The organism is Pseudomonas sp. NY5710, from assembly GCF_013305665.1.
Taxonomy (GTDB): domain Bacteria; phylum Pseudomonadota; class Gammaproteobacteria; order Pseudomonadales; family Pseudomonadaceae; genus Aquipseudomonas; species Aquipseudomonas juntendi.
Genome location: NZ_CP045554.1, coordinates 5,065,572 through 5,091,666, shown reverse-complemented (window position 1 = coordinate 5,091,666; position 26,095 = coordinate 5,065,572). Strand labels below are relative to the sequence as shown.

Below are 26,095 nucleotides of genomic sequence, written 5' to 3'. Positions count from 1 at the left end.
CAGCTTGAAGCTTGCGGCTTGCAACTGTCGGTCAGAAGACCGAGTTGTAGCCGCCCAGTTCGACCTGTACCGACTTGATACGGGTGTATTGAGCCAGCGAGCTGACGCCGTTTTCACGGCCTACGCCCGACTGCTTGTAGCCACCGACCGGCATCTCGGCCGGCGATTCACCCCAGGCGTTGATCCAGCAGATACCAGCTTCGAGCTTGTGGATGATGCGGTGGGCGCGGGTGATGTCGTTGGTGCAGACACCGGCGGCCAGGCCGTAGTCGGTGTCGTTGGCGCGGCGGATCACTTCTTCTTCGGTTTCATAGGTGAGGATGCTCATCACCGGGCCGAAGATCTCTTCCTTGACGATGGTCATGTCGTCGCTGCAGTCGGTGAACACGGTCGGGGCCACGAAGGCGCCTTTGGCGAACTCACCGGTGGTCAGACGCTCGCCGCCGCACAGCAGGCGGGCACCTTCCTCTTTACCCTTGGCGATGTAGCCCAGCACGCTTTCCATGTGCTGGAAGCTGACCAGCGGGCCGAAGTTGGTGTTTTCGTCTTCCGGGTTGCCAACGCGGATGCGCGCTACGCGCTCGGCGATCTTGGCTTCGAAGGCAGCCTTCATTTCAGCGGGGATGAACACGCGGGTACCGTTGGTGCATACCTGGCCCGAGCTGTAGAAGTTGGCCATCATGGCGATGTCGGCGGCCTTGTCCAAGTCGGCATCGGCGCAGATGATCAACGGCGACTTGCCGCCCAGTTCCATGGTGACTTCCTTGAGCGACGAGCTCGAGGCGCTGGCCATGACCTTCTTGCCGGTGGTGGTGCCGCCGGTGAAGGAAACCTTTTCGATGCGTGGGTGCTCGGTCAGCCAGGTGCCGACTTCACGGCCGCTGCCGGTCAGCACGTTGAACACGCCATTGGGCAGGCCGGCTTCGGTGTAGATCTCGGCCAGTTTGAGGGTGGTCAGCGACGTGACTTCCGATGGCTTGAAGATCATCGCGTTGCCAGCGGCCAGGGCCGGTGCGGATTTCCACAGGGCGATCTGGATCGGGTAGTTCCAGGCACCGATACCTACGGTCACGCCCAGCGGCTCGCGGCGGGTGTAGACGAAGGACGATTCACGCAGCGGGATCTGCTCGCCCTCGATGGCCGGTACCAGGCCTGCGTAGTACTCCAGCACATCGGCGCCGGTGACGATGTCGACGTAGCGGGTTTCCGAGTACGACTTGCCGGTGTCCAGGGTTTCCAGCATGGCCAGCTCGTCGTTGCGCTCGCGCAGGATGTCGACGGCGCGGCGCAGGATGCGCGAGCGCTGCATCGCGGTCATCGCAGCCCAGACTTTCTGGCCACGCTCGGCGCTTTCGACGGCTTTCTCGACGTCAGCCTCGGTCGCACGCTGCACGTGGGCAAGGACTTCGCCGGTAGCCGGGTTGATGGCTTCGAAAGTGGCATCGCTGCCAGCGTCGACGTAAGCGCCATCAATGTAGAGTTTTTGCGTTCCGAAACGGGCCATAGTGTCCTCGCAAGTGCAGTGTGTGGTTTGGCTTTGCGTCACGCTCCTGCCGGGTGGGCAAGGGCCGTGCGCGCTAGTTCAGCAGCCGGGTCGTTGGTGCCCAGGGTGTGCTGCTTAGCCAGTTGTAGATCCATGTATTCGTAAGCAATCCGTACTGCCTGGCCAGTGTCGAATGCATCACCCGACAGGGCACCGCGCAGCCACAGACCGTCGATCAGGGCTGCCAGGCCACGGGCGGCCTTGCGCGCATGGTAAAGCGGCAAGGCACGGCGAAACTGGCAACACAGGTTGGAGTACAAACGGTGGTCGTTGATCCGTTGCAACCTGTGCAAATCGGGCTGGTGCATGCTGGAAGCCCAAAAGGCCAACCAGGTTTTCATCGCCGGGCCGTTCACCTGGCTGGCATCGAAGTTGCCCTCGATGATCACTTTCAGGTGAGCGCGCGGGCTGTCGTCCGTCAGGGCCTGGCGACGTGCTCGAACGCCTTCGTTGAGCATATTCATGATGTAACCCATCGTCGCTGCAATCAGGCCGTTCTTGTCCCGAAAGTAGTGACTGATGATGCCGTTCGACACCCCGGCCAAACGGGCAATCAGCGCAATGCTGGCGTCCCCCAGGCCGACCTGGTCGACAGCCTGCAACGTGGCTTCGATCAATTGCTGGCGGCGGATGGGTTGCATACCGACCTTGGGCATCTTGCTATCTCCTCAGGCCTGCGAGCAGGCGACAGGCGGCTGACTCGGCGAAGACCAGTCTATTTTGTTTTGATTGAACGTTCAATCAATAAAGAATAAGCTCTGCGACAATTTGTGCCATTGACAGTCTTTCAGGCCGTCGAGCAGGCACGAATTGACACCCCAGGAAATCGCGTAACCCCCGGAATACAAGGCGTTGACGGGCATCAGCGATGCGAAATGCAGATTCTGCCCCGTGGCCATGGCCCGCGGCGGGCCCTTGGAGCGGGCGGGGTGATCTGTGACGAATGCGCGCACCCAGCGGGTAAAGCGTGGCATTTGCAGCAGACCACCTGTCTGTTTTTTGCAACGTATCGATTCGGGATCACGGTTTCCAGGGTGCTTTTATAACACCTGATGCAGTGGGGATATTCCACCAATTGCTCGGGAAATAATGATTAGCCTCCACAGCCGCACTGCCCGGAGCATTCGTGCAATGAGTTCTGCCTCACTTACCAAGCCCCCCGCCGAGAGGGTACGGGTCAACCGCGTGGTGTTCTTCACCTCCGCGCTGATGATCCTTGTTCTGACTGCCTTGCTGATCGCTGTACCCGAAACTGCCGGCCAGGTGCTGGGCGTGGCCCAGAAGTGGCTGACGCGCACCTTCGGCTGGTACTACATGCTGGTGATCTGCGGTTACCTGCTGTTCGTCGTCTACCTGGCCTTCTCCGATTACGGCAGTCTCAAGCTCGGCGGCAAGGACGACCAGCCCGACTTCAGCTATGGCGCCTGGGCTGGCATGCTGTTCTCCTCGGGCATCGGTATTTCGCTGCTGTATTTTGGCGCCTCCGAGCCCCTGGACCACTACTTCAATCCCCCGGAGGGCACCCCGGCAAGCCTCGAAGCCGCGCGCCAGGGCCTGCAGCTGACCTTCCTGCACTGGGGCCTGCATGGCTGGGCGATCTATGCGCTGGTCGGCCTGGCCGTGGGCTACTTCGCCTACCGGCATAATCAGCCGCTGGCGCTGCGCTCGGCGTTGTACCCCCTGGTCGGCGAACGTTGGGTCAAGGGTGCCGCCGGCAATGCCGTGGACATCTTCGGCATGTTCGTCACCCTGTTGGGCCTGGTCACCAACCTGGGCATCGGTGCCATGCAGGTGTCGTCCGGGCTGGAGTACCTGTTCGGCATGGATCACAGCAAGACCAACCTGCTGGTGGTGATCCTGGTGATGGCTGGCGTTGCTACCGTGGCGGCGGTTTCGGGTGTGGAAAACGGCATTCGCCGCCTGTCCAACCTGAACATCATGCTGTTCAGCGGCTTGCTGATCTTCGTCCTGCTGGGCGGCGAGACCCTGCACTTGCTGAACGGCTTCGTGCAGAACGTAGGCGATTACCTCAACGGTATCGTGCTGAAAACCTTCGACCTGTACGTGTATGAGGGCGAGGCTGGCAAGTCCGAACGCTGGTTGGGCCTGTGGACCGTATTCTACTGGGCCTGGTGGATCTCCTGGGGCCCGTTCGTAGGCATGTTCATCGCCCGTATTTCCAAAGGCCGCACCGTGCGCCAGCTGGTCATGGGTGTGCTGCTGATCCCGCTGGGCTTCACCTTGGCCTGGCTGTCGATCTTCGGTAATACCGCGCTGGACCTGGTGATCAACCAGGGCGCGGTGGAGCTGGGCAAGACTGCGCTGGAACAACCTTCGATGTCGATCTACCAGCTGCTGGAATACTTCCCGGCAGCCAAGCTCGTGATCGGGGTGGCGGTGTTCGTCGGCTTCGTGCTGTTCCTGACGCCGGCCGATTCCGGTGCGGTGATGATGGCCAACCTGTCCTGCAAAGGCGGCAAGGTCGACGAGGATGCCCCACACTGGATGGTGGTGTTCTGGTCGGTGGTGATCACCCTGGTGACCATCGGTTTGCTGTTCGCCGGTAATTTCGAGGCCATGCAAACGATGGTGGTGCTGGCGGGCCTGCCGTTCTCGGTGGTGCTGGTGCTGTTTATGTTCGGCCTGTACAAGGCCATGAAACAGGACGTGGCGGTAGAGCAGGAGCGCGCCGAACTGGCTGCCCGTGGCCGACGTGGGTTCAGTGAGCGGCTGACCCAGCTGGAGCTGCAGCCGACCCAGGCCGTGGTGCAGCGCTTCATGGACAAGCAGGTCAGCCCGGCCCTGAAAGAGGCTGCTGCGCAGTTGCAGACCCTGGGCTTCGACGTGGAGTCCCGTGTTGGCCAGGCGCGCGACATGATGGGCCTGCGGGTGATGATGGAAGAAGGTAACCCGTTCGTCTACGAAGTGAGCCTGGACGGCTACCTGGCGGCGCCGAGCGAGGCGCCGGTGGAAGGCGAGCCCGAAGTCCGTCAACGCTTCTACCGTGCCGAGGTGTACCTGCACGACGGCAGCCAGGAGTACGACCTGATGGGCTTTGCGCCCGAGCAGATCGTGCGTGACGTGCTGGACCAGTTCGAAAGCCATCGCCAGTTGCTGGGGCGAGTGTACAGCTGACGCTGCTGCAACGAAAAAAGGCCTTGCCCGCGTGCAAGGCCTTTTTTTTGAGCAATATGTAGCGCGGGTATCGCGCCTGAATGCCGCAGCCTGCGGTTTTTCAGCGGAGGCACCCAGCATGACGAGTTACAAGATACCCCCCTTCGATTTCCGCCAGGCCGTGGCCGGGCAGTTCGACGGCCGGCCGACCCTGCGCGAGGTCGCCAGTGCCCAGCTACTGCGCGTGCTGCTGTCGAACCTGCCATGGTTGGCCAGCACCACGCCTGCCCTGACAAATGCTGACCCACTGATGCTGGACAGCCCAGACCCTTCTACTGCGTACTCGACCACCGCACCCTTTGTGGACCGGGTTCTGGAAGCTGTGCTCGACCCTCAGGCGTTGAGCCTGGCGCCACTGGCGGATGGGCGCCATTACAACCTCGGGCTGACCGGCAGCCTTCGTTTTGCCGGCTCGTCGAGCGAGTTCGACACCCGGCAGTTGCCTGACTTGTCAGCAGCCCTGAACCAGCTGGTCGAGGACTTGCCACGACACTTCTGCGAGGCTCAGCTCGAGTACTGGCGAGGCAAGGGCAGCGCCGGGGTCAGTCGCGACGAATGGCTGCAGTTGCTGCTCAGGATCGCGCTACTGCGCAGCTTGCCCTGGCAGGGACTGGACCCGCAGGAGCAGGCCTGTATCCGCGGCCTGCTGCACGGCGGTGATGAACAGCCCGCGGTGTACTTCGTGCAGACCCGGCTGACCAGTGCCTCCATGCAATACGATCAACTGCAATGCCAGATGCTGATAGCCGCCGAGTGGGATGAGCGTGAGGTCATCCTGTGGTGCGCACCTTCGGGGATAGTACGCAGTTTCCAGTCGTTGCACGCGTTCGGCCTGGCCTTGCGTGACGAACTGGCGCAACGCTACGCCTTCGAACGGATGAGTTGGCAACGCTATCCCGCCACCGGCAATGTGTTTGCCCAGCAGGTCTCGCTGCTGCTCGATACGGTGCTCGCCAGGGTCGAGCTTGCGCGTTATGCCGATATCCAGGATGTTCCGGCCCTTGAGCAGCGTTTTGACCAGCTTGGCGACCCTTCTTCCTGGTTCGTGGGGTACCCGGATGAAACCCCGGCGGTGCAACCTCCCCCTGGGTTGATGGCCCGTGCGCAGGACACTTTTGCCTGCAGCGCTGCCTTGCTGCAGCTCGCGCTTTACCAGCTCGACTCGGGTGGGGTCTCAGCACTGGATGGCGTTCAATCGCTGACCGATTACGCCCGTCAACGGCTGACCACGCAGATCCGCGAGGATCACGGTGTGGACAGCTCGCCGGACGATCTTGTATTCGACCTTTACCTGGCCCGTGGGATCCCTGGTGGGGCGGGCACAGGCACCGGCGGCGGCGAACCATTGGCTTTCGTTGGGAGCAAGACACTCACCGAATTTGCCATTGGCAACCTCGCGTCGCTCAAGGGGGCGGCGATCGAGCGCATTTATCAGCGTGGCGGAGGCGAGGCACCGGCGTGGCTCGATGCCGAGGCAGCCAGAGCGCTGGTGACCAAAGTGGACATCGGTAGCCACTATCCTGCCTATGTCGCGGCGCAACTGGACGATCCGGCCAAGCGCGCGGACCGGGTCACGCGCCTGGGGCGGGAATGGCGTGCAGCACTGCTCGCGGCTGCGCTCACTGCCAAGATGGACGGCAAGATCAAGGAGCCAGGCCTGCAATGCGTGGTCGACTATTGCGCGGGTCATGTTGACCCCGACACGCCGCGCATGATGCTGTTTCCGTTGGCGTTCAAGCGTAGCGCAGCGTCTTCGGTCACGGACGCGGTACGCTGCATGTACATCCTGTTCTGCGCGGAACCCTCGCTGGTCTTGCTGTACCGGCCTTTGTTCGCCAAAGACACGCTGCGTGAATATGCCAGCCTGTCGGCTTTGCTCGAACACGTGCGTGAATCGGAGATTTTGCAGGAGAGCATTCTTGACTGGATGCAGCCCAGCGTCAGGCCTATCTACGACCATGGCGGTTTCCGCGAACCGCACATCAGTGTCATCGGCATCGACCCCTATGCGCTGCCTGAGCGTCCGGAACCTGCCAGGCTGGCGATCGAATTCTGGCGTAGCAACATTGACGAGAAACTTTATACAGCCAATCGGGACCTGCTGCTGACGCTCGCTGATGAACAGTCTGTGTCCAACGCCGAGAGCCGCTGGCAGACATTGTGCGAGGGGGCATGGCTGTTGTTCGATGTCGTGACCTTGGGGCTTCGGGGGCCGGTGGCCGCGGTGGCCTGGTTGGTGCAATTGCTCAACGCGTTGCAGCAAGACATTGAGGCCTTGGAACGTGGCAATGAGTTCGATCGGTCGGCGGCAACGGTTGACCTGATATTGAACCTGGGCATGGTGTTGCTGCATGCCAGGCAACCCGCCAAAGCCTTTCCCGCCTATGCATTGCCCGGTGCGGCGGAGGTCGAGGGGCCTGAAGCGCAGCGCGGCGCATTTGCCGAAATTGCCATCGCGCCTATCGAGGAAACGCCTGCGCCTGGCCAAGCGCTGCCGAGCCGCTGGCTCGATTTTTCATGGCGAGGTCAGAGTGGCTTCAACTGGCTGCCGCGCGAACAGCGCGAAGCACTCAGGGCCATGCGTGCACCGGTCTCGCTTGCGGGCGTGCAGCCCTTGAACCACGGCACGGCGGCGGGCTTGTATCTGATCGACGGCGATCATTATGTAGCCCTGGCCGGTGATACCTACCGCGTGGAGCGGTTGCCAGAGGGTGTACGGGTGGTCGATGGTGGCGGAGCCGCGGGGCCCTGGCTGCGTTTCGTCGACGGCGTGTGGCGTGTGGACACGGCGCTTGGTCTGCGGGGCGGCATGGGGCGAGAGCGTACACAAAAGTCGCTGAGGGATCGGTTTCGCGACATGCGCCAAAAGATAAACCTCCTTGACAATCGCGCCCGGGAGGCCAGAGAGCAAGCCCGGCCTCTTGCAAAGGCTGCGGACGAATTGCGCAAAAACCTGCAGAAACTCAAGGGGCTCCGGGCCAGCGCATCCGAAAGGCTGGCCGCGTTGCCCGCCGAAGACGAGGCGGGGAAGTCGCAGTTGCGCACAACGCTCGGGCTTTACGATGAGCGCATGATTACGTTCGAGCAGGACCACTTCACCCAGATGAGCCTGACGCTGAAGGAGCTGGAAGCTGCGGTCAGCGCCGATATTGAAATACTGGCGCTACACGCAACCATGCAAGAAGAAAAATTTGCTAGTGAGCGGAGAGAGGGCGGCTGGGACGGGGTGCTTGCCGAGCACGATAAAGGCGTTCGCAACAGCGCTATCAACGATGCCGAGGTTATTTTCACCGAGCTCTGGAGCCTTGCCAATTACCCCGAACTTGTGGAGATGCAAAACGCACTGTATGGGCGGCCAGTCCGCGAATCCGCGGATTTGTATGAGAAGTTGCGCGTCAAACAGCAAGTCGTGATCGACGTGCAGGATCGCATGTTGGTCGGGAGTGAGCAGCTGGATAAATTGTTGACCGAAACGCCGGACGATTTCGAGGTAGAGGATTGGAGTGGCAACTCCAAACGCACCGTCGCAGAGATAATTGCCAAGCGCACCGTCAGTACAGTTCAACTGCGCTTCCACCAGGTGATGAATCTGGCCGAGCTGGCGCTGCACCCGGAAAACGACCGGCCGGACGTAATTGCAGCCTACAAAGATGCCCTGGCCAGCCCAAGGCTGCGCAACGCGGCCGAAGCCCACGGCGAGCTGGCCTTCTCCAACCTGCCCGCCCAGGACAGGATCGTCATCCTGCACGAAGCCTGGGACGAGTACAGTGCTGCGCTGGTCAACAGCGATCGCGTTCGCCGGGAGGGTGGGGCGTTGATCGAACCGGCCATGATCGACCGCTATCGGGAGCACATCCGCAAACTCAAGCTCGATGTGAACGTACGTCTGAGCACTGCGTATGATGAACAGGATCGCCCCCATTTACCGATCGCTCGTAGGCCTTATCCGGCGGCCCGCGTGCCGCAGCGGTTGGTGCGTAATGCCCAGGGCCAACTGATGATCGGCGATGTTATCGAAGGGCAATCCTTGCTCGAGGTGCGTGAGAAGATCAGCAATAAGGTATTGGCCACCTTTGAACAAGTAGATGGCCAGTGGCGCGAGCGCGAGGTCCAGCAGCCATCGTTATCCGACGAAGCCCCCTTAGCCGATCTCGCTGGTTGGGTGCAGTCTCTACTGAATGAGAGCAATGCCCAGCGAGCCTCAGCCAAGGCCTATGTCCAGATCGATATCAGCGGGCCGCTGGTTGCCAGGATATACGACCTTCAGCTGAGCAAACTGACCGAGGCAGTGAGCGTACTGCGCGCCGCCGGTGGCGACGATGCGCTGATCAGGACCTTGGAACAGGAAGTGAATGCGCTGCGTACAGAGAAGGAGGAGCAACTTACCGCCCTGTACACCCACACCAGCCGCCCCACTGCCGAAGCTCTGCGCTATCTTCACGATTTGGGGGCGATCAAGGTCGTATACCTCAAGCGGCATGTTATGAACGACACTAGCGCTTTCGATGAGTACCTGGTACAGCTCTTGTCAAACAACCATAAACTCTGGGCTGTGCATTTCCATTTGCGGTCGCAGGCTGCCTTCCCCTGGGAAGTTACTTCAGGGCACCTGAAAGTGTGGGCCCAGCGTTTCCTGAGCAGCCAGGTTGCCAAGGATACAGGGCAGCAGCTTTACCGTGGCAAGCTGACGCTACAGCAAGCCACGGGGATCGTTCCTTTCAATCCTCCAACAGCATAGTAGGCTCGGGGCGGCTTGCCTCTGGCCGAACCCAGGCTCATCGGTTGCTGTAGCGGCCCTGCCGGCCATGTGCCGGCATGGCCTGGTTGCTCCGCTCGGCGATCATCTGTGGCAGGCCCAGCAGCGTGATGCCCTGGCTTTTCAGGCGAGGCAGTTCGCGGGCCAGAACCTCGAGCGTTTGCGGGTAAGGGTGGCCGATCAGCACTGCCGAGCCTTGCTTGTGCGCCAAGGCCACGCCTTGTTGCAGCTGCCCGGTAATGGCTTCGGTGGTGCGCACGTCATCGAGAAACACATCCCGCGAGACATGCGCCAAGCCTTGTGCCTGAGCTTCTGCAGCCGCGACGGTGGCGGCACTGGTGCGGCTGTCGACGAAGAACAGGTGGCGGCGCTGCAATTCGCCCATCAGCCAGGCCATGGGTTCGCGCTGGGCCGTCATACGGCTGCCCATATGGTTGTTGATGCCGGCCGCGTAAGGCACCTTGAGCAGCGCGCTGTCCAGGCGCCGGGCCAGCTCTGCGCCGGCGATGCCGGGGTGCCAGGCATAGGGCCCGGTGGCCGGGTCCATTGGCATGTGCAGGATCACCGTTTTGCCGGCCTTGTGCGCTTGGCGGGCGAAGTCGGTTGCATGCGGGGTGTCGGGCATGATGGCCATGGTCACCGGGCCGGGTAGGGCCAAGGTGCGGCTGTCCCGTTCGGGGCTCTGGCCAAGGTCGTCGATGATGATACTCATGTAGGCCTTGCCGGCCGGTGCCGCTTGCGCGACCCCGGCCAACAGGCAGAACACCAGGCACAGCAGGTACCGCATGGGCCGGATCATTTGCCCGAGGTGATGTTGAGGCCTTTGAGCAGGCTCAGTGCCTGGCTCAGTTGGAAGTCGTCGTCCTGTGGGCGCTCCTTGCGCTTGCTGCTGCCAGTCGGGCGGTCGGCGCCGCCGTTACCGTTGCCCAGGTGGCCCTGCAGGTCGGCTTCCTTGAAGTTGTCGGTGTCGACCTCGGCAGTGAGCTTGGCCTGACGTACTTCGATGTCGGGGACGATACCCTGGGCCTGGATCGAACGGCCATTGGGGGTGAAGTACAGAGCGGTGGTCAGCTTCAGGGCGCGGTCATTGGCCAATGGCAGCACGGTTTGTACCGAGCCTTTGCCGAAGCTGTCGGTGCCCATCAGCACGGCGCGCTTCTGGTCTTGCAGTGCGCCTGCCACAATTTCCGAAGCCGAGGCGCTGCCACCGTTGATCAGCACCACCAGTGGCACCCCTTCGCTGGCGTCGGCCGGGTCGGCCGAGAAGCGCAGTTCGGAATTGGCGATGCGGCCCTTGGTGTAGACGATCAGGCCCTTGGTGAGGAAGTGGTCGGCCACTTCCACGGCCGATTGCAACACACCACCCGGGTTGTTGCGCAGGTCGAGCACCACACCGCGCAGTTTCTTGTCGTTGTCCTTGCGCAGCTTGGCCAGGGCTTTGCCCACCTCGTCGCCGGTCTTGACCTGGAACTGGGTGATGCGGATATAGCCGTAGTCGTTTTCCAGCAGCTGGCTCTTCACGCTCTTGACCTGGATCACGGCGCGGGCCAGGGTCACGTCGAAGGGGTTACCGCCGTCGCGAACCAGGGTCAGGGTGATTTTGTCGCCGACCTTGCCGCGCATCTTGTCCACCGCTTCGGTCATGGTCTGGCCGCGGGTCGGGGCGCCGTTGATCTTGACGATCAGGTCGCCGGCCTGGACGCCTGCACGCGAGGCCGGGGTATCATCGATCGGCGAGACCACCTTGATGAAGCCATCTTCCTGGCCCACTTCGATACCCAGCCCGCCGAACTCGCCGCTGGTGCTCTCCTGCAGTTCCTGGAAGTCCTCGGGGCCCAGGTAGGCCGAGTGGGGGTCCAGGTTGCTGAGCATGCCCTTGATGGCGTTCTCCAGCAGGGTCTTGTCGTCCACCGGCTCGACATAGGCGGCCTTGATGCGGTCCATCACTTCGGCGAAGGTGCGCAGCTCTTCCAGTGGCAGTGGCGCCTTGGCAGTGACCTCGGTGGCCGGCACAGCTGCCGCCTTGGCCGGCTCCGCGGCAGTGGCCAGGGGCGCGCCGACCGCCAGGGCGATGGACAGGGCCAGCTGGGTGAGACGAGGCGAGTGCAGCATGTCGAACGGACTCCTGATCCTGTAAGCGCTCCCTGCGGAGCATCGGTGCAGCCTTTGGGCCGCGCCGTAGAAAGTTGACTAACCCCGGCACCACTGCGAAGGGTCGGTAGGCCGGCCCTGCTGGCGGATGGCGAAGTACAAGCCTGCCGCGTCCTGGCCACCGCTGTCGCCGACGGTGGATATGGCTTCACCGGCCTTGACGATGTCACCGGCACTTTTCAGCAGGCTCTGGTTATGGCCGTACAGGCTCAGGTAACCGTTGCCATGATCGAGAATGACCAGAAGCCCGGCGCCGCGCAACCAGTCGGCGAACACCACGCGCCCGCCGTGCACGGCGCGCACTTGTGTGCCAGGGTTGGCGCTGATCATCACGCCGTCCCATTTGGCCCGGGCATCGTTGCCGCGTGCATCGCCGAAGCGTGCCAGCAATCGACCATTGACTGGCCAAGGAAGTTTGCCCCGTGCTGCAGAAAATGCACCGCCGTAGTTGGCACCGTCGCTGGAAACCATCGGCCCGAGGGTGGTACGGGCCTTTTTCGGCGGCTCTGCCGGCGCTTCAGGCTCGCGCGCCTGATTGCGCGCAGCGGCGGCAAGGGCCTCTTGCTGCCGGCGTTTTTCCGCTTCCTGCTGCGCCAACAAGGCTTTCTTGCGTGCCTCTTCAGCCTCGCGGGCCTGGCGTGCCAGGGTTTCCTCGATGGTCTTGAGGACTTTGGCCAGGTCGGCCTGGTCCTGTTCACGGGCCTGGAGCTTCTGGTCGCGGTCTTTCATGTCGCTGTTGAGCTTGGCCAACACCTGCTGGCGCTTGCCGCGTTCGCTCTCCAGGGCCTGGCGGCGGCTGTCGAGGTCGGCACGCTGGGCCAGCAGCTGTTGCTGTTGAGCAGACATTTGCTGCTCGACACTGGCCAGCTGGCGGAGGGTTTCGTTGAAGGTGCGCAGCTGCTCCAGGCGCGCCTTGCTCATGTAGTCGTAGTAGGTCAGGGTGCGGGCGAATTTCTCTGGGTTCTGCTGGTTGAGCAGCAGCTTGAGGTATTCCTCGCGACCGTTGTTCTGGTAGGCCGAGCGGGCTTGAATGGCGATCAGCCGTTGCTGTTCAACGCGGGCGGTCTGGAGTTTTTTTTTCTCGGTTTCAAGGCGCTCCAGCTCGCCCTCGGTCTTTTTTAGCGCTTGCTGCAGTGCCTCCACCTGCTTTTCGAGGTTGCCGATGTCGGTCTCGGTGGCTTTGAGGTCCTTTTGCACACCGGCTTTTTCTTCCTGGAGCTTGCCCAGTGTTTTCTTGAGCTCGGCAATGTCCTGGCGGGTGGCGTCCAGTTGCTGCTGGGTCTGTGCGCGCTCATCGGCAAAGGCCGGGCTGTGCAGGCATGACAAGGCTAGGAGGATCAGGGCGCGAAGCATGGGGTTTGGCGTACCAAGGATGGAGACTGGCCTAGTATGCCCGCCTGGGCGGGCAAATTGAATCAGCTGCAAGCGTGAAGCTACAAGCGGCAAGAAAAAGCGCGCAACCTCTCGCTTGCAGCTTGCAGCTTGCAGCTTGCAGCTTGCAGCTTGCAGCTTGCAGCTTGCAGCTTGCAGCTTGCAGCTTGCAGCTTGCAGCCGTCAGGCGTCGACCAGAATCGAAGTACCGGTCATTTCGGCAGGCTTTTCCAGCCCCAGCAGCTTCAACATGGTCGGCGCAACATCGGCCAACACGCCGCCATCACGCACTCTCACGTTGCGCTTGCCGACATAGATGAACGGCACCGGCTCGGTGGTGTGTGCGGTGTGGGCCTGACCGGTGGACTCGTCTTCCATCTGCTCGACGTTCCCGTGGTCGGCAGTGATCAGCGCTTCGCCACCGACCTTGTCCAGCGCCTCGACAATGCGGCCAACGCAGTTGTCCAGCGCTTCGACAGCCTTGACTGCCGCTTCGAACACGCCGGTGTGGCCGACCATGTCACCGTTGGCGTAGTTGACCACGATCACGTCGAAGCGCTGTTGCTCGATGGCTTCGACAATGCGGTCGGTCACTTGCGGTGCGCTCATTTCCGGCTGCAGGTCGTAGGTGGCGACCTTCGGCGATGGGATCAGGATGCGCTCTTCGCCTTCGAATGGCTCTTCGCGGCCACCGGAGAAGAAGAAGGTGACGTGGGCGTATTTTTCGGTTTCGGCGATACGCAGTTGGGTCTTGCCGTGCTTTGCCAGGTACTCGCCCAGTACGTTGTTCAGGCTGGACGGGGCAAAGGCAGCGGGTGCCGGGATTTTCGCCGAATACTGGGTCAGGCCGATGTAGGCCGCCATTTTTGGCAGGCGTGCACGGGCGAATTCGGTGAAATCGGGCTCGACGAAGGCGCGCGACAACTCGCGAGCGCGGTCGGCGCGGAAGTTCATGAAGATCACGGCATCGCCGTCTTCGACCTTGACTGCTGCGCCGATGCGCGTGGCCTTGACGAACTCGTCGCTCTCGTCACGGGCGTAGGCCGCTTGCAGGCCTGCCACGGCGGTGTCAGCGGTGTATTCGGCGCTGCTGTCGACGATCAGGTTATAGGCGGCGCTGACGCGGTCCCAGCGGTTGTCGCGGTCCATGGCGTAGTAGCGGCCGATCAGGCTGGCGATGCGGCCCTTGCCCAGCTTGGCGAAGGTGGCGTCGAGCAGCTCGATGGACGACTGGGCGCTACGTGGCGGGGTGTCACGGCCATCGAGGAAGGCGTGCAGATAGATTTTTTCCGCACCGCGCTGCGCGGCCAGTTCGGCCATGGCAACGATGTGGTCCTGGTGGCTGTGCACGCCGCCATCGGACAGCAGGCCAAGGATGTGCACGGCTTTGCCGGCACCGGCAGCCTTCTCCACCGCACCGGTGAGCACCGGGTTGTGGAAGAACTCACCGTCGCGGATGGCCTTGGTTACCCGGGTGAAGTCCTGGTAGACGACGCGGCCCGCGCCCAGGTTCATGTGACCGACTTCGGAGTTGCCCATCTGCCCGTCCGGCAGGCCGACATCCATGCCCGAGCCGGAAATGAGGCCATGCGGCTGGCTGGCGCGCAGGCGGTCGTAGACCGGCGTGTTAGCGGCGTAGATGGCGTTGTATTCAGGGCTTTCGCTGTGGCCGAAGCCATCCAGGATGATCAGGACCAGGGGTTTGGGCGTACTCGTCATCAATCAAACTCACGGTTGTTCAAAGATGATAAAGAAACGCATTTTAGGGCAAATACGCCACGTGCGGCGAATAATCGTCCCATCCCCCGACCGGCGCGCGTGCGCTGGCAACATGAAGCTGGTCTGGTGGCCGGCCCGTCGGGCTTTGGTGGTACCAAGGGGCTGTGTATACTGGCCGGCATTTTCAATCGCCTGGAACACCGCTGATGGTTGCTCACCTGATTCAATTCGCGACAGATCACTACATCCTGGTTGCGATCTTCTTCATTCTGCTGGTCCTGCTGCTCATCAATGAAATCCGCCGTGGCGGGCAGAGCCTGAGCAACGGCCAGCTGACTGCCCTGGTCAATGCCGAGAAGGCGCTGGTGATCGATATCCGCCCGGCCAAGGAGTACTCCGCCGGTCACATCGTGGGTGCGGTGAACATTCCGCAGGACAAGCTGGCCAACCGCATGGCCGAGCTGGACAAGCACAAAGAGAAGACCCTGATCGTCGTCGACGCGATGGGCCAGCAGTCCGGCAGCATCTGCCGCGACCTGCTCAAGGCCGGTTACAACGCCGCCAAGCTGAGCGGTGGCGTTTCCAGCTGGAAAGCCGATAACCTGCCCCTGGTGAAGTGATATGAAGCCCGTCATCGTTTATTCCAGCGACTACTGCCCCTACTGCATGCGTGCCAAGTACCTGCTCGAGAGCAAGGGCGTGGCATTCGAGGAAATCAAGGTCGACGGCAAACCGCAACTGCGCGCCGAGATGGCCCAGAAAGCCGGCCGCACGTCGGTGCCGCAGATCTGGATCGGCAGTACCCATGTCGGTGGATGCGATGACCTCTATGCCCTGGAACGCGCCGGCAAGCTCGACGCGTTGCTGGCGGCCTGATTTGCACTGCATTCGAAAACATTAGGATAAGGATCTGCCATGACTGACCAACAGACCAACGGCGCTGCTGCAGAAGACAACAGCCCTCAGTTCTCCCTGCAGCGCATCTATGTGCGCGACCTGTCGTTCGAGGCCCCGAAAAGCCCGCAGATCTTCCGTCAGACCTGGGAGCCGAGCGTTGCCTTGGACCTGAACACCAAGCAAAAGGCCCTGGAAGGCGACTTCCATGAGGTGGTGCTGACCCTGTCGGTCACCGTGAAGAACGGCGACGAAGTCGCGTTCATCGCTGAAGTGCAGCAGGCGGGTATCTTCCTCATCGCCAACCTCGATGCTGCTTCGATGAGCCACACGCTGGGTGCGTTCTGCCCGAACATCCTGTTCCCGTATGCCCGCGAGACCCTGGACAGCTTGGTGACCCGTGGTTCGTTCCCTGCGCTGATGCTGTCGCCGGTCAACTTCGACGCCCTGTACGCGCAAGAAATGCAGCGCATGCAGGAAGCCGGCGAAGCGCCAACCGTTCAGTAACTGCTGCCGGTATCGGAAAAGCGCCTCTCGGGGCGCTTTTTTGTTGCCTGTGTGGGAAGCCGCACGTGGTCCCTGTGGGAGCCGGCTTGCCGGCGATAGGGCCAGTGCAGGCTTACACATCAGCTCCCGGCAAACCCGTTCTGCCGCCACGCCTCATAGACCGTCACCGCCACCGTATTGGACAGGTTCAGGCTGCGGCAGCCTGGGCGCATGGGCAGGCGCAGGCGTTGCTCGGCGGGCAGGCTGTCCAAGACTTCTGCCGGCAGCCCGCGGCTCTCCGGCCCGAACAGGAACGCGTCACCTGGCTGGTAAGCGACCTCGTGGAACGGGTGCGAGCCTTTGGTGGTAAAGGCGAACAGCCGTGGGTTGCCCAGGCTTTTCAGGCATTCGGCCAGGCTCTGGTGGCGCTTGAGCGTGGCATACTCGTGGTAATCCAGCCCCGCGCGGCGCAGGCGCTTGTCATCCAGTTCGAAGCTGATGGGTTCGATCAGGTGCAGGTGGCAGCCACTGTTGGCGCACAGGCGAATGATATTGCCGGTATTCGGCGGAATTTCTGGTTGAAAAAGGATGACGTGAAACATGCACGGCTCCAAGCAAGAGGATGACGGGCATTCTACCCCCGAACCGGATGTGCGTTCGAAGGCGTTGCCGCGCATGCTGCTGTCGCTGGCGATCGTCGGGGTAATGGTGGGGCTGATGATCGGCCGCCTGACCGCCCCTGTGGAACGCCAGTTGCAGCAGGTAGAGGTGCTGCCGGATGGTCTGGCGCTGTGGTTCAACGAAGAACCCAAGCTGCACGCGGAGAACGTCCAGGGCACGGTGGCTGTGCTGTTCCAGGCCCAGGGCACGGCCCGGCAGGGCCAATTGAGCCTGAATGGCAAACCGGTAAGCTGGCGGCTGCAGAACAGCCAGGAGGGGTTGTTGCTGACGGTGGTGGCCGCGCGCCCCCTGCACGGCCAATGGGCCGGTGCAGAAGACGCTGGGCGCTGGCGGCTGCAGGTGAGCCTGCAGGAATAAAAGAGGGGATATCCCGGCCTGCCTGTACCAGGGTCCCCAAAAGGGCTACGGCGTACTGCGTGTAAAGGGGGGATGGCCCGGCCTGCCTGTACCGAGGTCCCCAAAAACGGCGGTGCTGCTAATAAAAGAGGGGTTCACCCGGCCTGCCTGTACCAGGGCCCCGAAACTGGGTATGTATTAGCTATTGCAGGGGGCGTGCCAATTTTACAAAACCCGGAAATACTGGGTTTTGAGGGGGATTCGGCCGGTTTTTGAGGGGGTTTGTGCCTTGGCGAGGTGCAGCGGGCACAGGAACGGTGCATCGGGAGGCTGAAACAGCTGGGGCCGCTTTGCGGCCCTGTCGCGGCACAAGGCCGGTTAGAATGGGCGGGGGTGGCCGGCAGTCCTGCGGAGTCGGGCCGGCATCATCTATCGATGTAGGAGCGAGTTCACCCGCGAATACGGTGGTACCGGCAATGCACAATGCCTGGCAGAAACTGGCCCGCAGGCCTGGCCCTTTCGCGGGTGAACCCGCTCCTATGTATGGACTCGCCCACACTGTCTAGCTGCTTTTGAACATAGGAACCCGGTTGCATCTATGTATCAGGCCTATTCGAGGAAGCTTTTTGCTTCTGGCCACCATCGTGGTGAGCTCGCAGAGTGCCGTTTACATTGAGGCCACTAACAGGCCTGTAGGAGCGGAGGCATCAATCTGCGACGGTCTTACCAAGGGTCGATGTTCACTAGCAGGGGTTGGAGCGCTTAGCGCCCCGGTGGCATTACTCGGTTGGTCAGAGGCTCATAGCCGCCTCCGGCTTGCTGTTCGGTTTGCGTTGATAAACCTGATCGCTCTGCAATAGCGCCCAGATGATGCGCAGATTCCGATTAGCCAGTCTGATCGCCGCCTCCTTGCGTCCAAGGCGAGACAGCCAGCGTAAGAGGCGGCGATCGTCTGGCTGATCGGAATCAGGCTTTAGCTGACTCAAGACAGCATGCGCGCCCTGAATCATCAGGCTGCGTATGTAGCCATCACCTCGTTTGCTCATCCTGCCCAATCTGACCTTGTTTCCGCTGCTGTGCTGGTCGGGCACGATGCCGAAGAAGGCTGAATACATTCGGCCACTGGCGAAACGGCTGGGCTCTGTCTGCTTCGCGACAATCGCGGTGGCGGTGATGGCGCCGACGCCACGAATGGTGATCAGTCTCTGCGCAACCTTGTCCTCGCGAGCTGTCGCTTCCAGCCGCTTACTCAACCGGGCGATGCGCTCACCCAGGGACAGCCAGTCAGCCAACAGCTCATCGAGCAGCTCGCGCAACAAGTCTGGCAAAGGCAAAGAAGCATCCTCCAGGCACCGCGGCACATGCTTGATGATCGCTGCATCGCCCTGCGGCATGGATACGCCGTGCTCAAGCAGCAAGCCACGCATCTGATTACCCAAGGCTGTATGCCGCTTGATGCTGCCGCGCCGAACACGGTGCAGGGCCTGGATGGCCAATGCTGCGGTGCTCTTGATGGGTATCGCCGCGATGCTGCTATCTCGGCCGGCACGCAAAATGGCATGGGTGTCGTTGCGGTCGTTCTTTGCACCGCTGCGGTGTTCGGCAACGCGCTGCGCAGGAAGAATACGCACTGGGTTACCTTGGGTCTGCAACAGCCTTGCCCAGGCTTGTGCACCAGGGCCGCACTCCATCAAGACGGCCATTGTGGAGGGCAATCTGATCAGGAAATCGTGGAAAGCTTGCCGCGATTTAATGCGATCTTCGTAGATAACCCTGCCAGTAGCATCCTCACCTGCCAATTGAAAGACCTGTTTGGCCAGGTCGATCGCAATGGTGGTGCAAGATTCCACATCAGTGGAAGACAGAGAAGCTTGCTTGGAACTATGCTTTTTCATGGTCTCGCCCTCGCTGCCGTTGGCTTCTTCGAACGCCACCGTGGCACTGTGATGCCTCGGCGGGGGCGAGTCCATCGATTACAGGTAACGCATCAGCCCGGAGGCAGAGATGAATCGTGTAGGAGCGGCCTTGTGTCGCGACAGGGCTGCGCAGCAGCCCCAAAGATCTCGAGGGTTAACCTGATGCTCAGTGCTCGTCACCTTCCTCGTCATCGCCACCCGCCACATTCATCCCCAGTTCCTTGATCTTGCGGGTCAGGGTGTTGCGCCCCCAGCCCAGCAACAGCGCCGCATCGCGGCGCCGGCCGGCGGTGTGCTTGAGGGCGGTCTCGATCATGATCCGCTCAAAGCTTGGCACCGCGCTGTCCAGCAGGTTGGATTGCCCACGCGCCAGTGCCTGGTCAGCCCACTGGCGCAGCGCCTGCTCCCAGTTGGTTACGGGTGCCGCGTCTTGGGGCAGGTTCAGCAACTCTGGCGGCAAGTCACCAATCAATACCTCGCGGCTGGAGGCCATAACGGTGATCCAGCGGCAAGTGTTCTCCATCTGCCGCACGTTGCCCGGCCATGGCAGGTTGCGGATGAACTCCTCGGTTTCCGGCTTGAGAACCTTCGGCTCGACCGCCAGCTCTTGAGCGGCACGGGCAAGGAAGTGGCGGGCGAGTGCGGGGATGTCTTCGCGCCGGTCAGCCAACCTCGGGATATGGATGCGAATCACGTTCAGGCGGTGGAACAAGTCTTCGCGGAACTTGCCAGCCTGCACCAGTGACTCGAGGTTCTGGTGAGTAGCGGCGATGATACGCACGTCTACCTTGACCGGCACGTGGCCGCCGACCCGGTAGAACTCGCCGTCTGCCAGCACCCGCAGCAGGCGGGTCTGGGTATCGGCGGGCATGTCGCCGATCTCGTCGAGGAACAGGGTGCCGCCATCGGCCTGCTCGAAGCGGCCCCGGCGCAGGTTGGCGGCGCCAGTGAAAGCGCCTTTTTCGTGGCCGAACAGCTCGGACTCCATCAGGTCCTTGGGGATGGCGGCCATGTTCAGGGCAATGAACGGTGCCGTCGCGCGCGGGCTGTGGCGGTGCAGGGCGTGGGCTACCAGTTCTTTGCCGGTACCGGACTCGCCATTGATCAGCACGGTGATATTGGAGTGGCTGAGGCGGCCAATGGCGCGGAACACTTCCTGCATCGCCGGGGCTTCACCGATGATCTCCGGCGTGCGTGCCAGGCTCTGTGGCACGTCCAGCCCTTGCTGCTCCTGGGCGTGCTGGTTGGCCCGCTTGACCAGCGAAACCGCTTCGTCCACATCGAACGGCTTGGGCAGGTACTCGAAAGCACCGCCTTGGTACGATGCCACCGCGCTGTCCAGGTCGGAGTGGGCGGTCATGATGATGACCGGCAGGCGTGGGTGCTGCTCGCGAATCTGTGCCAGCAGGTCGAGGCCGCTGGCCCCCGGCATGCGGATGTCGGAAATGATCACGTCCGGCTGCTGGCGGGCCAGGCGCCCCATGACACCGTCTGCGCTATCGAAGCTCTGGGTGGTCATGCCTTCCTGTTGCAGGGCTTTTTCCAGGACCCAGCGGATGGAGCGATCATCGTCGACGATCCATACGGTTTCACTTCGGCTCATGAGGCGGTGGCTCCTTGTTCCAGAGGCAGGTAGATCGAGAAGGCGGTATGGCCTGCGTGGCTTTCACACTCGATCAGGCCCTGGTGCTGGCTGATGATGTTCTGGGTAATGGCCAGGCCGAGCCCGGTACCGTCCGGGCGACCGCTGACCATGGGATAGAAGAGGGTGTCTTGCAGTTCCAGCGGGATGCCGGGGCCGTTGTCGATGATCTCCACCCGGGCCACCAGGCGATGGCGCACGTGGCCGATGGTGAATTGGCGCAAGGCGCGGCTGCGCAAGGTGATGCGGCCCAGGCGCAGTTCGTTCTGCGAGCTGATGGCCTGCATGGCATTGCGCACGATATTGAGCACGGCCTGGATCATCTGTTCGCGGTCGATCAGGACATCCGGCAGGCTTGGATCGTAGTCGCGCACCAATGTGATGCAACCCTGGCTTTCGGCCTCGACCAGGCTGCAGACCCGCTCTAATACTTCATGGATGTTGGTCATGGCCAGCGAGGGCAGCTTGTTCGAGCCCAGCATGCGGTCGACCAGGTTGCGCAGGCGGTCGGCCTCTTCGATGATCACATTGGTGTAGTCGCGCAGACCGTCCTCGGGCAGCTCGCGGGCCAGCAACTGGGCAGCTCCGCGGATGCCCCCAAGGGGGTTCTTGATTTCGTGAGCCAGGCCCCGCACCAGCATCTTGGTGGTTTCCTGTTTGCTCAGTTGGGCCTCTTCCTTGGTGATGCGCAGCAGCCGGTCGCGCGGGTGCACCTCCAGCAGCAGCAAGGTCTGGCCCTGGTGCAGGATTGGCGTTACTGCGTAGTCAACCGTGATCGTCTGCCCGGTCAGGGAAGTCAGCTGTGCTTCGCGCTTGGTAAACGGGTGCGCCTGCTCGACCGCCTGGCGCAACGAGCTGAGCGCTTCGGTCGATTCAGTGAACAGTTCGCTGATGAACTGCCCGTGACTGCGCTGGCCACTGACCGCCAGCAACATTTCTGCAGCGGGGTTCATGTATTCCAGGCGCAGCTCACCGTTGAGCAATAGCGTGGCAGTGGTCAGGTTGTCCAGAAGCAGACGGTGCTGTGCATCGCTGATGGTCATAAGGCGTCGTTGACCTCTTTTGGCGCTTGTCTGGCAGGGTGCAGCCAGAACCCGGGGCGCAGTGAATCCGCTGATTCCAGTTTCAGTGCATAAAATGCAAGAAACAAACCAAAGCTCCGAAAAGAAGCGGAATTGTCCGATAAGCACCCGAAACTGCGCAGATTCGCACCAGAATGTTCTGGTTTAACGTTTCTTGTGACCTTTTTTGGGGTGCATTCAAGGGCGTCGGTCGCAAGAATGCACCAATAAGGAGCATAGAGCTTTCAGGATTTATCGCACAGTTGACCCGTGGCACGAACCAAGGCCTGGTGCAGTGGCTGGGGCGCGGACCGGCCGGCCAGTTCCTTGGCCAGCCGTGTGCTGCAGCCTGCCGCGGGCTCACGGTCGAAGGCTGCCAGCCGTTGCAGGAGTGTGCCTTGCAGGTCATCCAGTTGCGGGCGGATGTCTGTCTGCAAGTCGCGGCGTTGCGTGTGCGGCGCCGTGCCCTCGCGGTGCCAGTCCGACAGCAGGGTGTATTGCAGCAACTTGTTGGCTTCCATCTGGTCGGCGAAAAACGCTTCGGCGCGTTGTGGCGCCAGGCCGTGGCCAGGTGCGGCAGCACGGACATTGGCCAGCACCTGCTGCTCGCGCAGTGTTGCCTGCACGGGCTGGCCTGTGTCCCACTTGTGCAGCGCCACGGCTTCAGCCAGGGCCAGGCGCCGTTCGATATTGTCGAGCAACGCGGACAACGCCGTATCCGGCGGGGCTTCTGCAGTGCAACCGGTCAGGGCCAATACAGCCACTGCGGCGAAGGGGAAATGACGCATGACAAACCTCCAGAGCATAGGGTGAAGGCCCGAGTTTGGCGGTGTTGGCAGATCATCGGGGGTAGGACGCTTCCGAAAATGGTGACAGCAGAAACGAAAACGGCCTCCCGAGGGAGGCCGTTTGATCAGCTCACCGGCGCCGGGCGCCGATCAGATCAGCAGCTGTAGTACAGCTCGTATTCCAGCGGGTGCACGAAGGTGCGGACCTTGATTTCTTCTTCGCTCTTGAGCTCGATGAAGGCGTCGATGAAGTCGTCGGAGAACACGCCGCCCTTGGTCAGGAACGCACGGCCTTTATCCAGCTCTTCCAGAGCTTCTTTCAGGCTGCCGCACACTTGCGGGATGTTCTTGGCTTCTTCTGGCGGCAGGTCGTACAGGTTCTTGTCGGCCGCGTCGCCTGGGTGGATTTTGTTCTGGATACCGTCCAGGCCAGCCATCAGCAGCGCTGCGAAGGCCAGGTACGGGTTGGCCGATGGGTCCGGGAAGCGGGCTTCGATACGGCGGGCTTTCGGGCTGCCGACGTAAGGAATGCGGATCGAAGCGGAACGGTTGCGCGCCGAGTAGGCCAGCATCACCGGGGCTTCGAAACCTGGAACCAGACGCTTGTACGAGTTGGTCGACGGGTTGGTGAAGCCGTTCAGGGCCTTACCGTGCTTGATGATACCGCCGATGAAGTACAGGGCGGTGTCGGACAGGCCGGCATAGCCTTCGCCGGAGAAGGTGTTCTTGCCGTCTTTCCAGATCGACATGTGAACGTGCATGCCCGAACCGTTATCGCCGTACAGTGGCTTCGGCATGAAGGTAGCGGTACGGCCGTAGGCGTCGGCAACGTTGTGCACAACGTACTTCAGCGCCTGTACTTCGTCAGCCTTCTTCACCAGGGTGTTGAACTTGACGCCGATTTCGTTCTGGCCGGCAGTTGCCACTTCGTGGTGGTGAACTTCGACGGTCTGACCCATTTCTTCCAGTGCGTTGCACATGGCAGTACGGATTTCGTGGTCGTGGTCGAACGGCGGAACCGGGAAGTAGCCGCCTTTCACGCCTGGGCGGTGGCCTTTGTTGCCGCCTTCCACGTCAGCGCCGGTCATCCACGAGCCTTGCTCGGAGAAGATCTTGAACATCGAGCCGGAGATGTCCGACTGGAACTTGACTTCGTCGAAGATGAAGAACTCAGGCTCCGGGCCTGCGAAGACGGTGTCACCGATGCCGGTGCTCTTCAGGTACTCTTCGGCACGCTTGGCGATGGCGCGTGGGTCGCGGTCGTAGCCCTGCATGCTCGACGGGTCGACGATGTCGCAGGTGATGATCAGGGTTGGTTCTTCGGTGAACGGGTCCAGAACGGCGGTCTCGTCAACCGGCATCAGGATCATGTCGGAAGCTTCGATGCCTTTCCAGCCAGCGATGGAGGAGCCGTCGAACATCTTGCCGACTTCGAAGAAGTCTTCGTCCAGCGCATCGCGCGCCGGCATGGTCACGTGGTGCTGAGTACCTTTGGTGTCCGTGAAACGCAGATCAATCCACTTGACGTCATGATCTTTGATGAGTTGAACCGACTTCGACATGTTGTCCTCCGGATGGTCTAGAGCGCGGTGGGCCGCTGCCCTGGAAAAAGGGTGTTGCTGGGCGCGGATAGTCGGCCAAGCTTACCTGCCTCACAAGGGAGCAAATTGCATGCCAGTGCCCGAAAATGGCGAGCGCGGGATAAAAGGGGGCGTTTACGGGCATTTTGCCCGGGGCTGGGATTGAAGTGTGCACTCTTTAGATGCGGATTTTGGCATTTACGCACCGATATGGTGCGAATCTTGGAAGGTGTGCCTTCTTTGAGGGCCTTATCACCGGCAAGCGGGGCCCACCGGTAAGGCGCAACACTTGAGGCCTGCGAATGACCTGTGGGCGCCGGTTTGCCGGCTATGAGGGCGACACAGGCAATAAAATCCGACCTTCTGTACAAAAGTTGCTCAAATCCTGAGCAATTTCCGATATAATTCGCGCCCCTCATTTTCGGCAGGCCCTGCGCGCGCTGTTAACCAATGAAACTCATCGTCAAAGTCTTCCCAGAAATCACCATCAAGAGCCGGCCGGTGCGCAAGCGCTTCATCCGCCAGCTCGGCAAGAATATCCGCAACGTGCTCAAGGACCTCGACCCTGAGCTTGCGGTGGATGGTGTGTGGGACAACCTCGAAGTGGTTACCCGCGTCGAAGACGAGAAGGTCCAGCGCGAGATGATCGAGCGCCTCACCTGCACCCCGGGTATCACCCATTTCCTGCAGGTAGAGGAATACCCGCTGGGTGACTTCGACGATATCGTCGCCAAGTGCAAGCACCATTTTGGCCACCTGTTGGCCGGCAAGCACTTCGCCGTGCGCTGCAAACGCGGGGGTCACCATGACTTCACCTCGATGGACGTCGACCGATACGTCGGCAGCCAGCTGCGCCAGCAGTGCGGCGCTGCCGGTATCTCGCTGAAGAACCCCGAGGTGATGGTACGCATCGAGATCCGCAACCAGCGCCTGTATGTGATCCACAACCAGCACAATGGCATTGGCGGTTACCCGCTCGGTGCGCTGGAGCAGACCCTGGTGCTGATGTCCGGTGGCTTCGACTCTACCGTGGCGGCCTACCAGATGATGCGCCGTGGCCTGATGACCCACTTCTGCTTCTTCAACCTCGGCGGCCGTGCCCACGAGCTGGGCGTGATGGAAGTGGCCCATTACCTGTGGAAGAAGTACGGCAGCAGTCAGCGCGTGCTGTTCATCAGCGTGCCGTTCGAGGAAGTGGTTGGCGAAATCCTCAACAAGGTCGACAACAGCTACATGGGCGTGACCCTCAAGCGCATGATGCTGCGCGGTGCCGCGCATATGGCCGACCGCCTGCAGATCGACGCATTGGTGACCGGCGAGGCGATTTCCCAGGTATCGAGCCAGACCTTGCCGAACCTGTCGATCATCGACTCGGCCACCGACAAGTTGGTGCTGCGCCCGCTGCTGGCCACGCATAAGCAGGACATCATCGACCAGGCCACCGAAATCGGCACCGCCGACTTCGCCAAGCACATGCCGGAATACTGTGGCGTGATCTCGGTGAACCCGACCACCCATGCCAAGCGTCACCGCATGGAGCACGAAGAAAAGCAGTTCGACATGGCCGTGCTGGAGCGCGCCCTGGAGCGCGCCAAGTTCATTTCCATCGACCACGTAATCGATGAATTGGGCAAGGACATCGAAATCGAGGAAGTGGCCGAGGCGCTGCCAGGCCAGGTCGTCATCGACATTCGTCACCCCGACGCCCAGGAAGATCAGCCTCTGGTACTGGAAGGTATCGAGGTTCAGGCCATGCCGTTCTATGCCATCAACAGCAAGTTCAAGCACCTGGACCCCACGCGCCAGTACTTGCTGTATTGCGACAAGGGTGTGATGAGCCGTTTGCACGCACACCACCTGCTCAGTGAGGGACATGCCAATGTGCGTGTTTATCGTCCGACATAAGACGCCGGGGCTGTATGGCGGCAGTATCCGCCATCGCCCTCCCGACCGCCGGGCCCGCTGAGCCTCAAACAGTACATATTCGCCGCCTACAC

20 protein-coding genes and 1 pseudogene are annotated in these 26,095 nt (G+C 61.6%); 8 read left to right on the top strand and 13 right to left on the bottom strand.

The features are described 5' to 3' along the window. Nucleotides 1–31 precede the first annotated feature (31 nt). The 3 genes from betB to GEV39_RS23390 all read right to left on the bottom strand — a co-directional run bounded on the left by betB (nucleotide 32) and on the right by GEV39_RS23390 (nucleotide 2,517). Nucleotides 32–1,504, bottom strand: coding sequence for a betaine-aldehyde dehydrogenase (gene betB / locus GEV39_RS23400; protein ID WP_009684988.1), 1,473 nt, complete (start codon nucleotides 1,502–1,504; stop codon nucleotides 32–34). Nucleotides 1,505–1,542: 38 nt separating this feature from the next. Next, nucleotides 1,543–2,199: a transcriptional regulator BetI gene (gene betI, locus GEV39_RS23395; protein ID WP_173891388.1), complete on the bottom strand. Its 657-nt coding sequence runs from the start codon at nucleotides 2,197–2,199 to the stop codon at nucleotides 1,543–1,545. A gap of 81 nt (nucleotides 2,200–2,280) precedes the next feature. Beyond that, nucleotides 2,281–2,517 carry a hypothetical protein gene (locus tag GEV39_RS23390; protein WP_173891387.1) on the bottom strand — a complete coding sequence of 79 codons (237 nt, stop codon included), beginning with the start codon at nucleotides 2,515–2,517 and terminating at the stop codon, nucleotides 2,281–2,283. A 214-nt stretch (nucleotides 2,518–2,731) separates the two neighbouring features. Between GEV39_RS23390 and GEV39_RS23385 the strand changes: the two are divergent. The 3 genes and pseudogenes from GEV39_RS23385 to GEV39_RS23380 all read left to right on the top strand — a co-directional run bounded on the left by GEV39_RS23385 (nucleotide 2,732) and on the right by GEV39_RS23380 (nucleotide 9,455). Beyond that, nucleotides 2,732–4,269, top strand: a pseudogene (locus GEV39_RS23385) (BCCT family transporter). Nucleotides 4,270–4,321: 52 nt separating this feature from the next. Beyond that, the gene (locus GEV39_RS26675; RefSeq protein WP_370593771.1) at nucleotides 4,322–4,678 is read left to right on the top strand and encodes a hypothetical protein; all 357 of its coding nucleotides are present in this window, start codon (nucleotides 4,322–4,324) and stop codon (nucleotides 4,676–4,678) included. A 118-nt stretch (nucleotides 4,679–4,796) separates the two neighbouring features. Further along, on the top strand, nucleotides 4,797–9,455 hold the full coding sequence (locus GEV39_RS23380) for a dermonecrotic toxin domain-containing protein (protein ID WP_173891386.1): 4,659 nt from the start codon (nucleotides 4,797–4,799) through the stop codon (nucleotides 9,453–9,455). Nucleotides 9,456–9,492: 37 nt separating this feature from the next. On the opposite strand, the gene GEV39_RS23375 is transcribed toward GEV39_RS23380, so the two are convergent. From GEV39_RS23375 to gpmI, 4 genes are all read right to left on the bottom strand, one after another. Further along, on the bottom strand, nucleotides 9,493–10,260 hold the full coding sequence (locus GEV39_RS23375; RefSeq protein WP_173891385.1) for a divergent polysaccharide deacetylase family protein: 768 nt from the start codon (nucleotides 10,258–10,260) through the stop codon (nucleotides 9,493–9,495). A gap of 8 nt (nucleotides 10,261–10,268) precedes the next feature. Beyond that, the gene (locus GEV39_RS23370) at nucleotides 10,269–11,585 is read right to left on the bottom strand and encodes a S41 family peptidase (protein WP_173891384.1); all 1,317 of its coding nucleotides are present in this window, start codon (nucleotides 11,583–11,585) and stop codon (nucleotides 10,269–10,271) included. A gap of 78 nt (nucleotides 11,586–11,663) precedes the next feature. Then, on the bottom strand, nucleotides 11,664–12,977 hold the full coding sequence (locus GEV39_RS23365; protein ID WP_173891383.1) for a murein hydrolase activator EnvC family protein: 1,314 nt from the start codon (nucleotides 12,975–12,977) through the stop codon (nucleotides 11,664–11,666). A 201-nt stretch (nucleotides 12,978–13,178) separates the two neighbouring features. Next, complete coding sequence (gene gpmI, locus GEV39_RS23360; protein ID WP_173891382.1) at nucleotides 13,179–14,714, bottom strand: 2,3-bisphosphoglycerate-independent phosphoglycerate mutase; 1,536 nt, start codon at nucleotides 14,712–14,714, stop codon at nucleotides 13,179–13,181. A gap of 206 nt (nucleotides 14,715–14,920) precedes the next feature. On the opposite strand from gpmI, the gene GEV39_RS23355 reads away from it, so the two are divergent. The 3 genes from GEV39_RS23355 to secB are packed head-to-tail and all read left to right on the top strand — an operon-like array spanning nucleotide 14,921 to nucleotide 16,115. Further along, nucleotides 14,921–15,334: a rhodanese-like domain-containing protein gene (locus tag GEV39_RS23355; RefSeq protein WP_173891381.1), complete on the top strand. Its 414-nt coding sequence runs from the start codon at nucleotides 14,921–14,923 to the stop codon at nucleotides 15,332–15,334. A 1-nt stretch (nucleotide 15,335) separates the two neighbouring features. After that, the gene (gene grxC / locus GEV39_RS23350) at nucleotides 15,336–15,590 is read left to right on the top strand and encodes a glutaredoxin 3 (RefSeq protein ID WP_029886544.1); all 255 of its coding nucleotides are present in this window, start codon (nucleotides 15,336–15,338) and stop codon (nucleotides 15,588–15,590) included. A gap of 39 nt (nucleotides 15,591–15,629) precedes the next feature. Beyond that, nucleotides 15,630–16,115, top strand: a complete 486-nt coding sequence (secB, locus tag GEV39_RS23345; protein ID WP_009685000.1) for a protein-export chaperone SecB — start codon at nucleotides 15,630–15,632, stop codon at nucleotides 16,113–16,115. Between the two features lie 119 nt (nucleotides 16,116–16,234). Here the strand turns inward: secB and trmL are convergent, their stop codons facing one another. Then, entirely contained in the window at nucleotides 16,235–16,696 is a 462-nt protein-coding gene (trmL, locus tag GEV39_RS23340) for a tRNA (uridine(34)/cytosine(34)/5-carboxymethylaminomethyluridine(34)-2'-O)-methyltransferase TrmL (RefSeq protein WP_173891380.1), read from the bottom strand. Between trmL and GEV39_RS23335 the strand changes: the two genes are divergently transcribed. Then, nucleotides 16,695–17,132 carry a hypothetical protein gene (locus tag GEV39_RS23335; RefSeq protein WP_054905874.1) on the top strand — a complete coding sequence of 146 codons (438 nt, stop codon included), beginning with the start codon at nucleotides 16,695–16,697 and terminating at the stop codon, nucleotides 17,130–17,132. The two genes, trmL and GEV39_RS23335, sit on opposite strands and share 2 nt — an antisense overlap. A gap of 770 nt (nucleotides 17,133–17,902) precedes the next feature. On the opposite strand, the gene GEV39_RS23330 is transcribed toward GEV39_RS23335, so the two are convergent. The 5 genes from GEV39_RS23330 to glnA form a co-directional block, all read right to left on the bottom strand. Beyond that, nucleotides 17,903–18,961, bottom strand: coding sequence for an IS110 family RNA-guided transposase (locus tag GEV39_RS23330; RefSeq protein ID WP_173891654.1), 1,059 nt, complete (start codon nucleotides 18,959–18,961; stop codon nucleotides 17,903–17,905). 232 nt (nucleotides 18,962–19,193) lie between these two features. Then, complete coding sequence (ntrC, locus tag GEV39_RS23325) at nucleotides 19,194–20,630, bottom strand: nitrogen regulation protein NR(I) (RefSeq protein ID WP_173891379.1); 1,437 nt, start codon at nucleotides 20,628–20,630, stop codon at nucleotides 19,194–19,196. Continuing rightward, nucleotides 20,627–21,712: a nitrogen regulation protein NR(II) gene (gene glnL, locus GEV39_RS23320; protein ID WP_009685004.1), complete on the bottom strand. Its 1,086-nt coding sequence runs from the start codon at nucleotides 21,710–21,712 to the stop codon at nucleotides 20,627–20,629. Before glnL ends, ntrC begins: the two co-directional genes overlap by 4 nt. Before the next feature lie 263 nt (nucleotides 21,713–21,975). Then, on the bottom strand, nucleotides 21,976–22,518 hold the full coding sequence (locus GEV39_RS23315) for a chorismate mutase (protein WP_173891378.1): 543 nt from the start codon (nucleotides 22,516–22,518) through the stop codon (nucleotides 21,976–21,978). Between the two features lie 155 nt (nucleotides 22,519–22,673). After that, the gene (glnA, locus tag GEV39_RS23310) at nucleotides 22,674–24,080 is read right to left on the bottom strand and encodes a type I glutamate--ammonia ligase (RefSeq protein ID WP_009685006.1); all 1,407 of its coding nucleotides are present in this window, start codon (nucleotides 24,078–24,080) and stop codon (nucleotides 22,674–22,676) included. Between the two features lie 468 nt (nucleotides 24,081–24,548). Between glnA and thiI the strand changes: the two genes are divergently transcribed. After that, on the top strand, nucleotides 24,549–26,003 hold the full coding sequence (gene thiI, locus GEV39_RS23305; RefSeq protein ID WP_173891377.1) for a tRNA uracil 4-sulfurtransferase ThiI: 1,455 nt from the start codon (nucleotides 24,549–24,551) through the stop codon (nucleotides 26,001–26,003). Nucleotides 26,004–26,095: the final 92 nt, after the last annotated feature.

Coding starts and splice junctions, on each gene's coding strand:
- betB (WP_009684988.1), bottom strand. CDS start 1,504: ATGGCCCGTTTCGGAACGCAAAAACTCTACATTGATGGCGCTTACGTC.
- betI (WP_173891388.1), bottom strand. CDS start 2,199: ATGCCCAAGGTCGGTATGCAACCCATCCGCCGCCAGCAATTGATCGAA.
- GEV39_RS23390 (WP_173891387.1), bottom strand. CDS start 2,517: ATGCCACGCTTTACCCGCTGGGTGCGCGCATTCGTCACAGATCACCCC.
- GEV39_RS26675 (WP_370593771.1), top strand. CDS start 4,322: ATGGACAAGCAGGTCAGCCCGGCCCTGAAAGAGGCTGCTGCGCAGTTG.
- GEV39_RS23380 (WP_173891386.1), top strand. CDS start 4,797: ATGACGAGTTACAAGATACCCCCCTTCGATTTCCGCCAGGCCGTGGCC.
- GEV39_RS23375 (WP_173891385.1), bottom strand. CDS start 10,260: ATGCGGTACCTGCTGTGCCTGGTGTTCTGCCTGTTGGCCGGGGTCGCG.
- GEV39_RS23370 (WP_173891384.1), bottom strand. CDS start 11,585: ATGCTGCACTCGCCTCGTCTCACCCAGCTGGCCCTGTCCATCGCCCTG.
- GEV39_RS23365 (WP_173891383.1), bottom strand. CDS start 12,977: ATGCTTCGCGCCCTGATCCTCCTAGCCTTGTCATGCCTGCACAGCCCG.
- gpmI (WP_173891382.1), bottom strand. CDS start 14,714: ATGACGAGTACGCCCAAACCCCTGGTCCTGATCATCCTGGATGGCTTC.
- GEV39_RS23355 (WP_173891381.1), top strand. CDS start 14,921: ATGGTTGCTCACCTGATTCAATTCGCGACAGATCACTACATCCTGGTT.
- grxC (WP_029886544.1), top strand. CDS start 15,336: ATGAAGCCCGTCATCGTTTATTCCAGCGACTACTGCCCCTACTGCATG.
- secB (WP_009685000.1), top strand. CDS start 15,630: ATGACTGACCAACAGACCAACGGCGCTGCTGCAGAAGACAACAGCCCT.
- GEV39_RS23335 (WP_054905874.1), top strand. CDS start 16,695: ATGCACGGCTCCAAGCAAGAGGATGACGGGCATTCTACCCCCGAACCG.
- trmL (WP_173891380.1), bottom strand. CDS start 16,696: ATGTTTCACGTCATCCTTTTTCAACCAGAAATTCCGCCGAATACCGGC.
- ntrC (WP_173891379.1), bottom strand. CDS start 20,630: ATGAGCCGAAGTGAAACCGTATGGATCGTCGACGATGATCGCTCCATC.
- glnL (WP_009685004.1), bottom strand. CDS start 21,712: ATGACCATCAGCGATGCACAGCACCGTCTGCTTCTGGACAACCTGACC.
- GEV39_RS23315 (WP_173891378.1), bottom strand. CDS start 22,518: ATGCGTCATTTCCCCTTCGCCGCAGTGGCTGTATTGGCCCTGACCGGT.
- glnA (WP_009685006.1), bottom strand. CDS start 24,080: ATGTCGAAGTCGGTTCAACTCATCAAAGATCATGACGTCAAGTGGATT.
- thiI (WP_173891377.1), top strand. CDS start 24,549: ATGAAACTCATCGTCAAAGTCTTCCCAGAAATCACCATCAAGAGCCGG.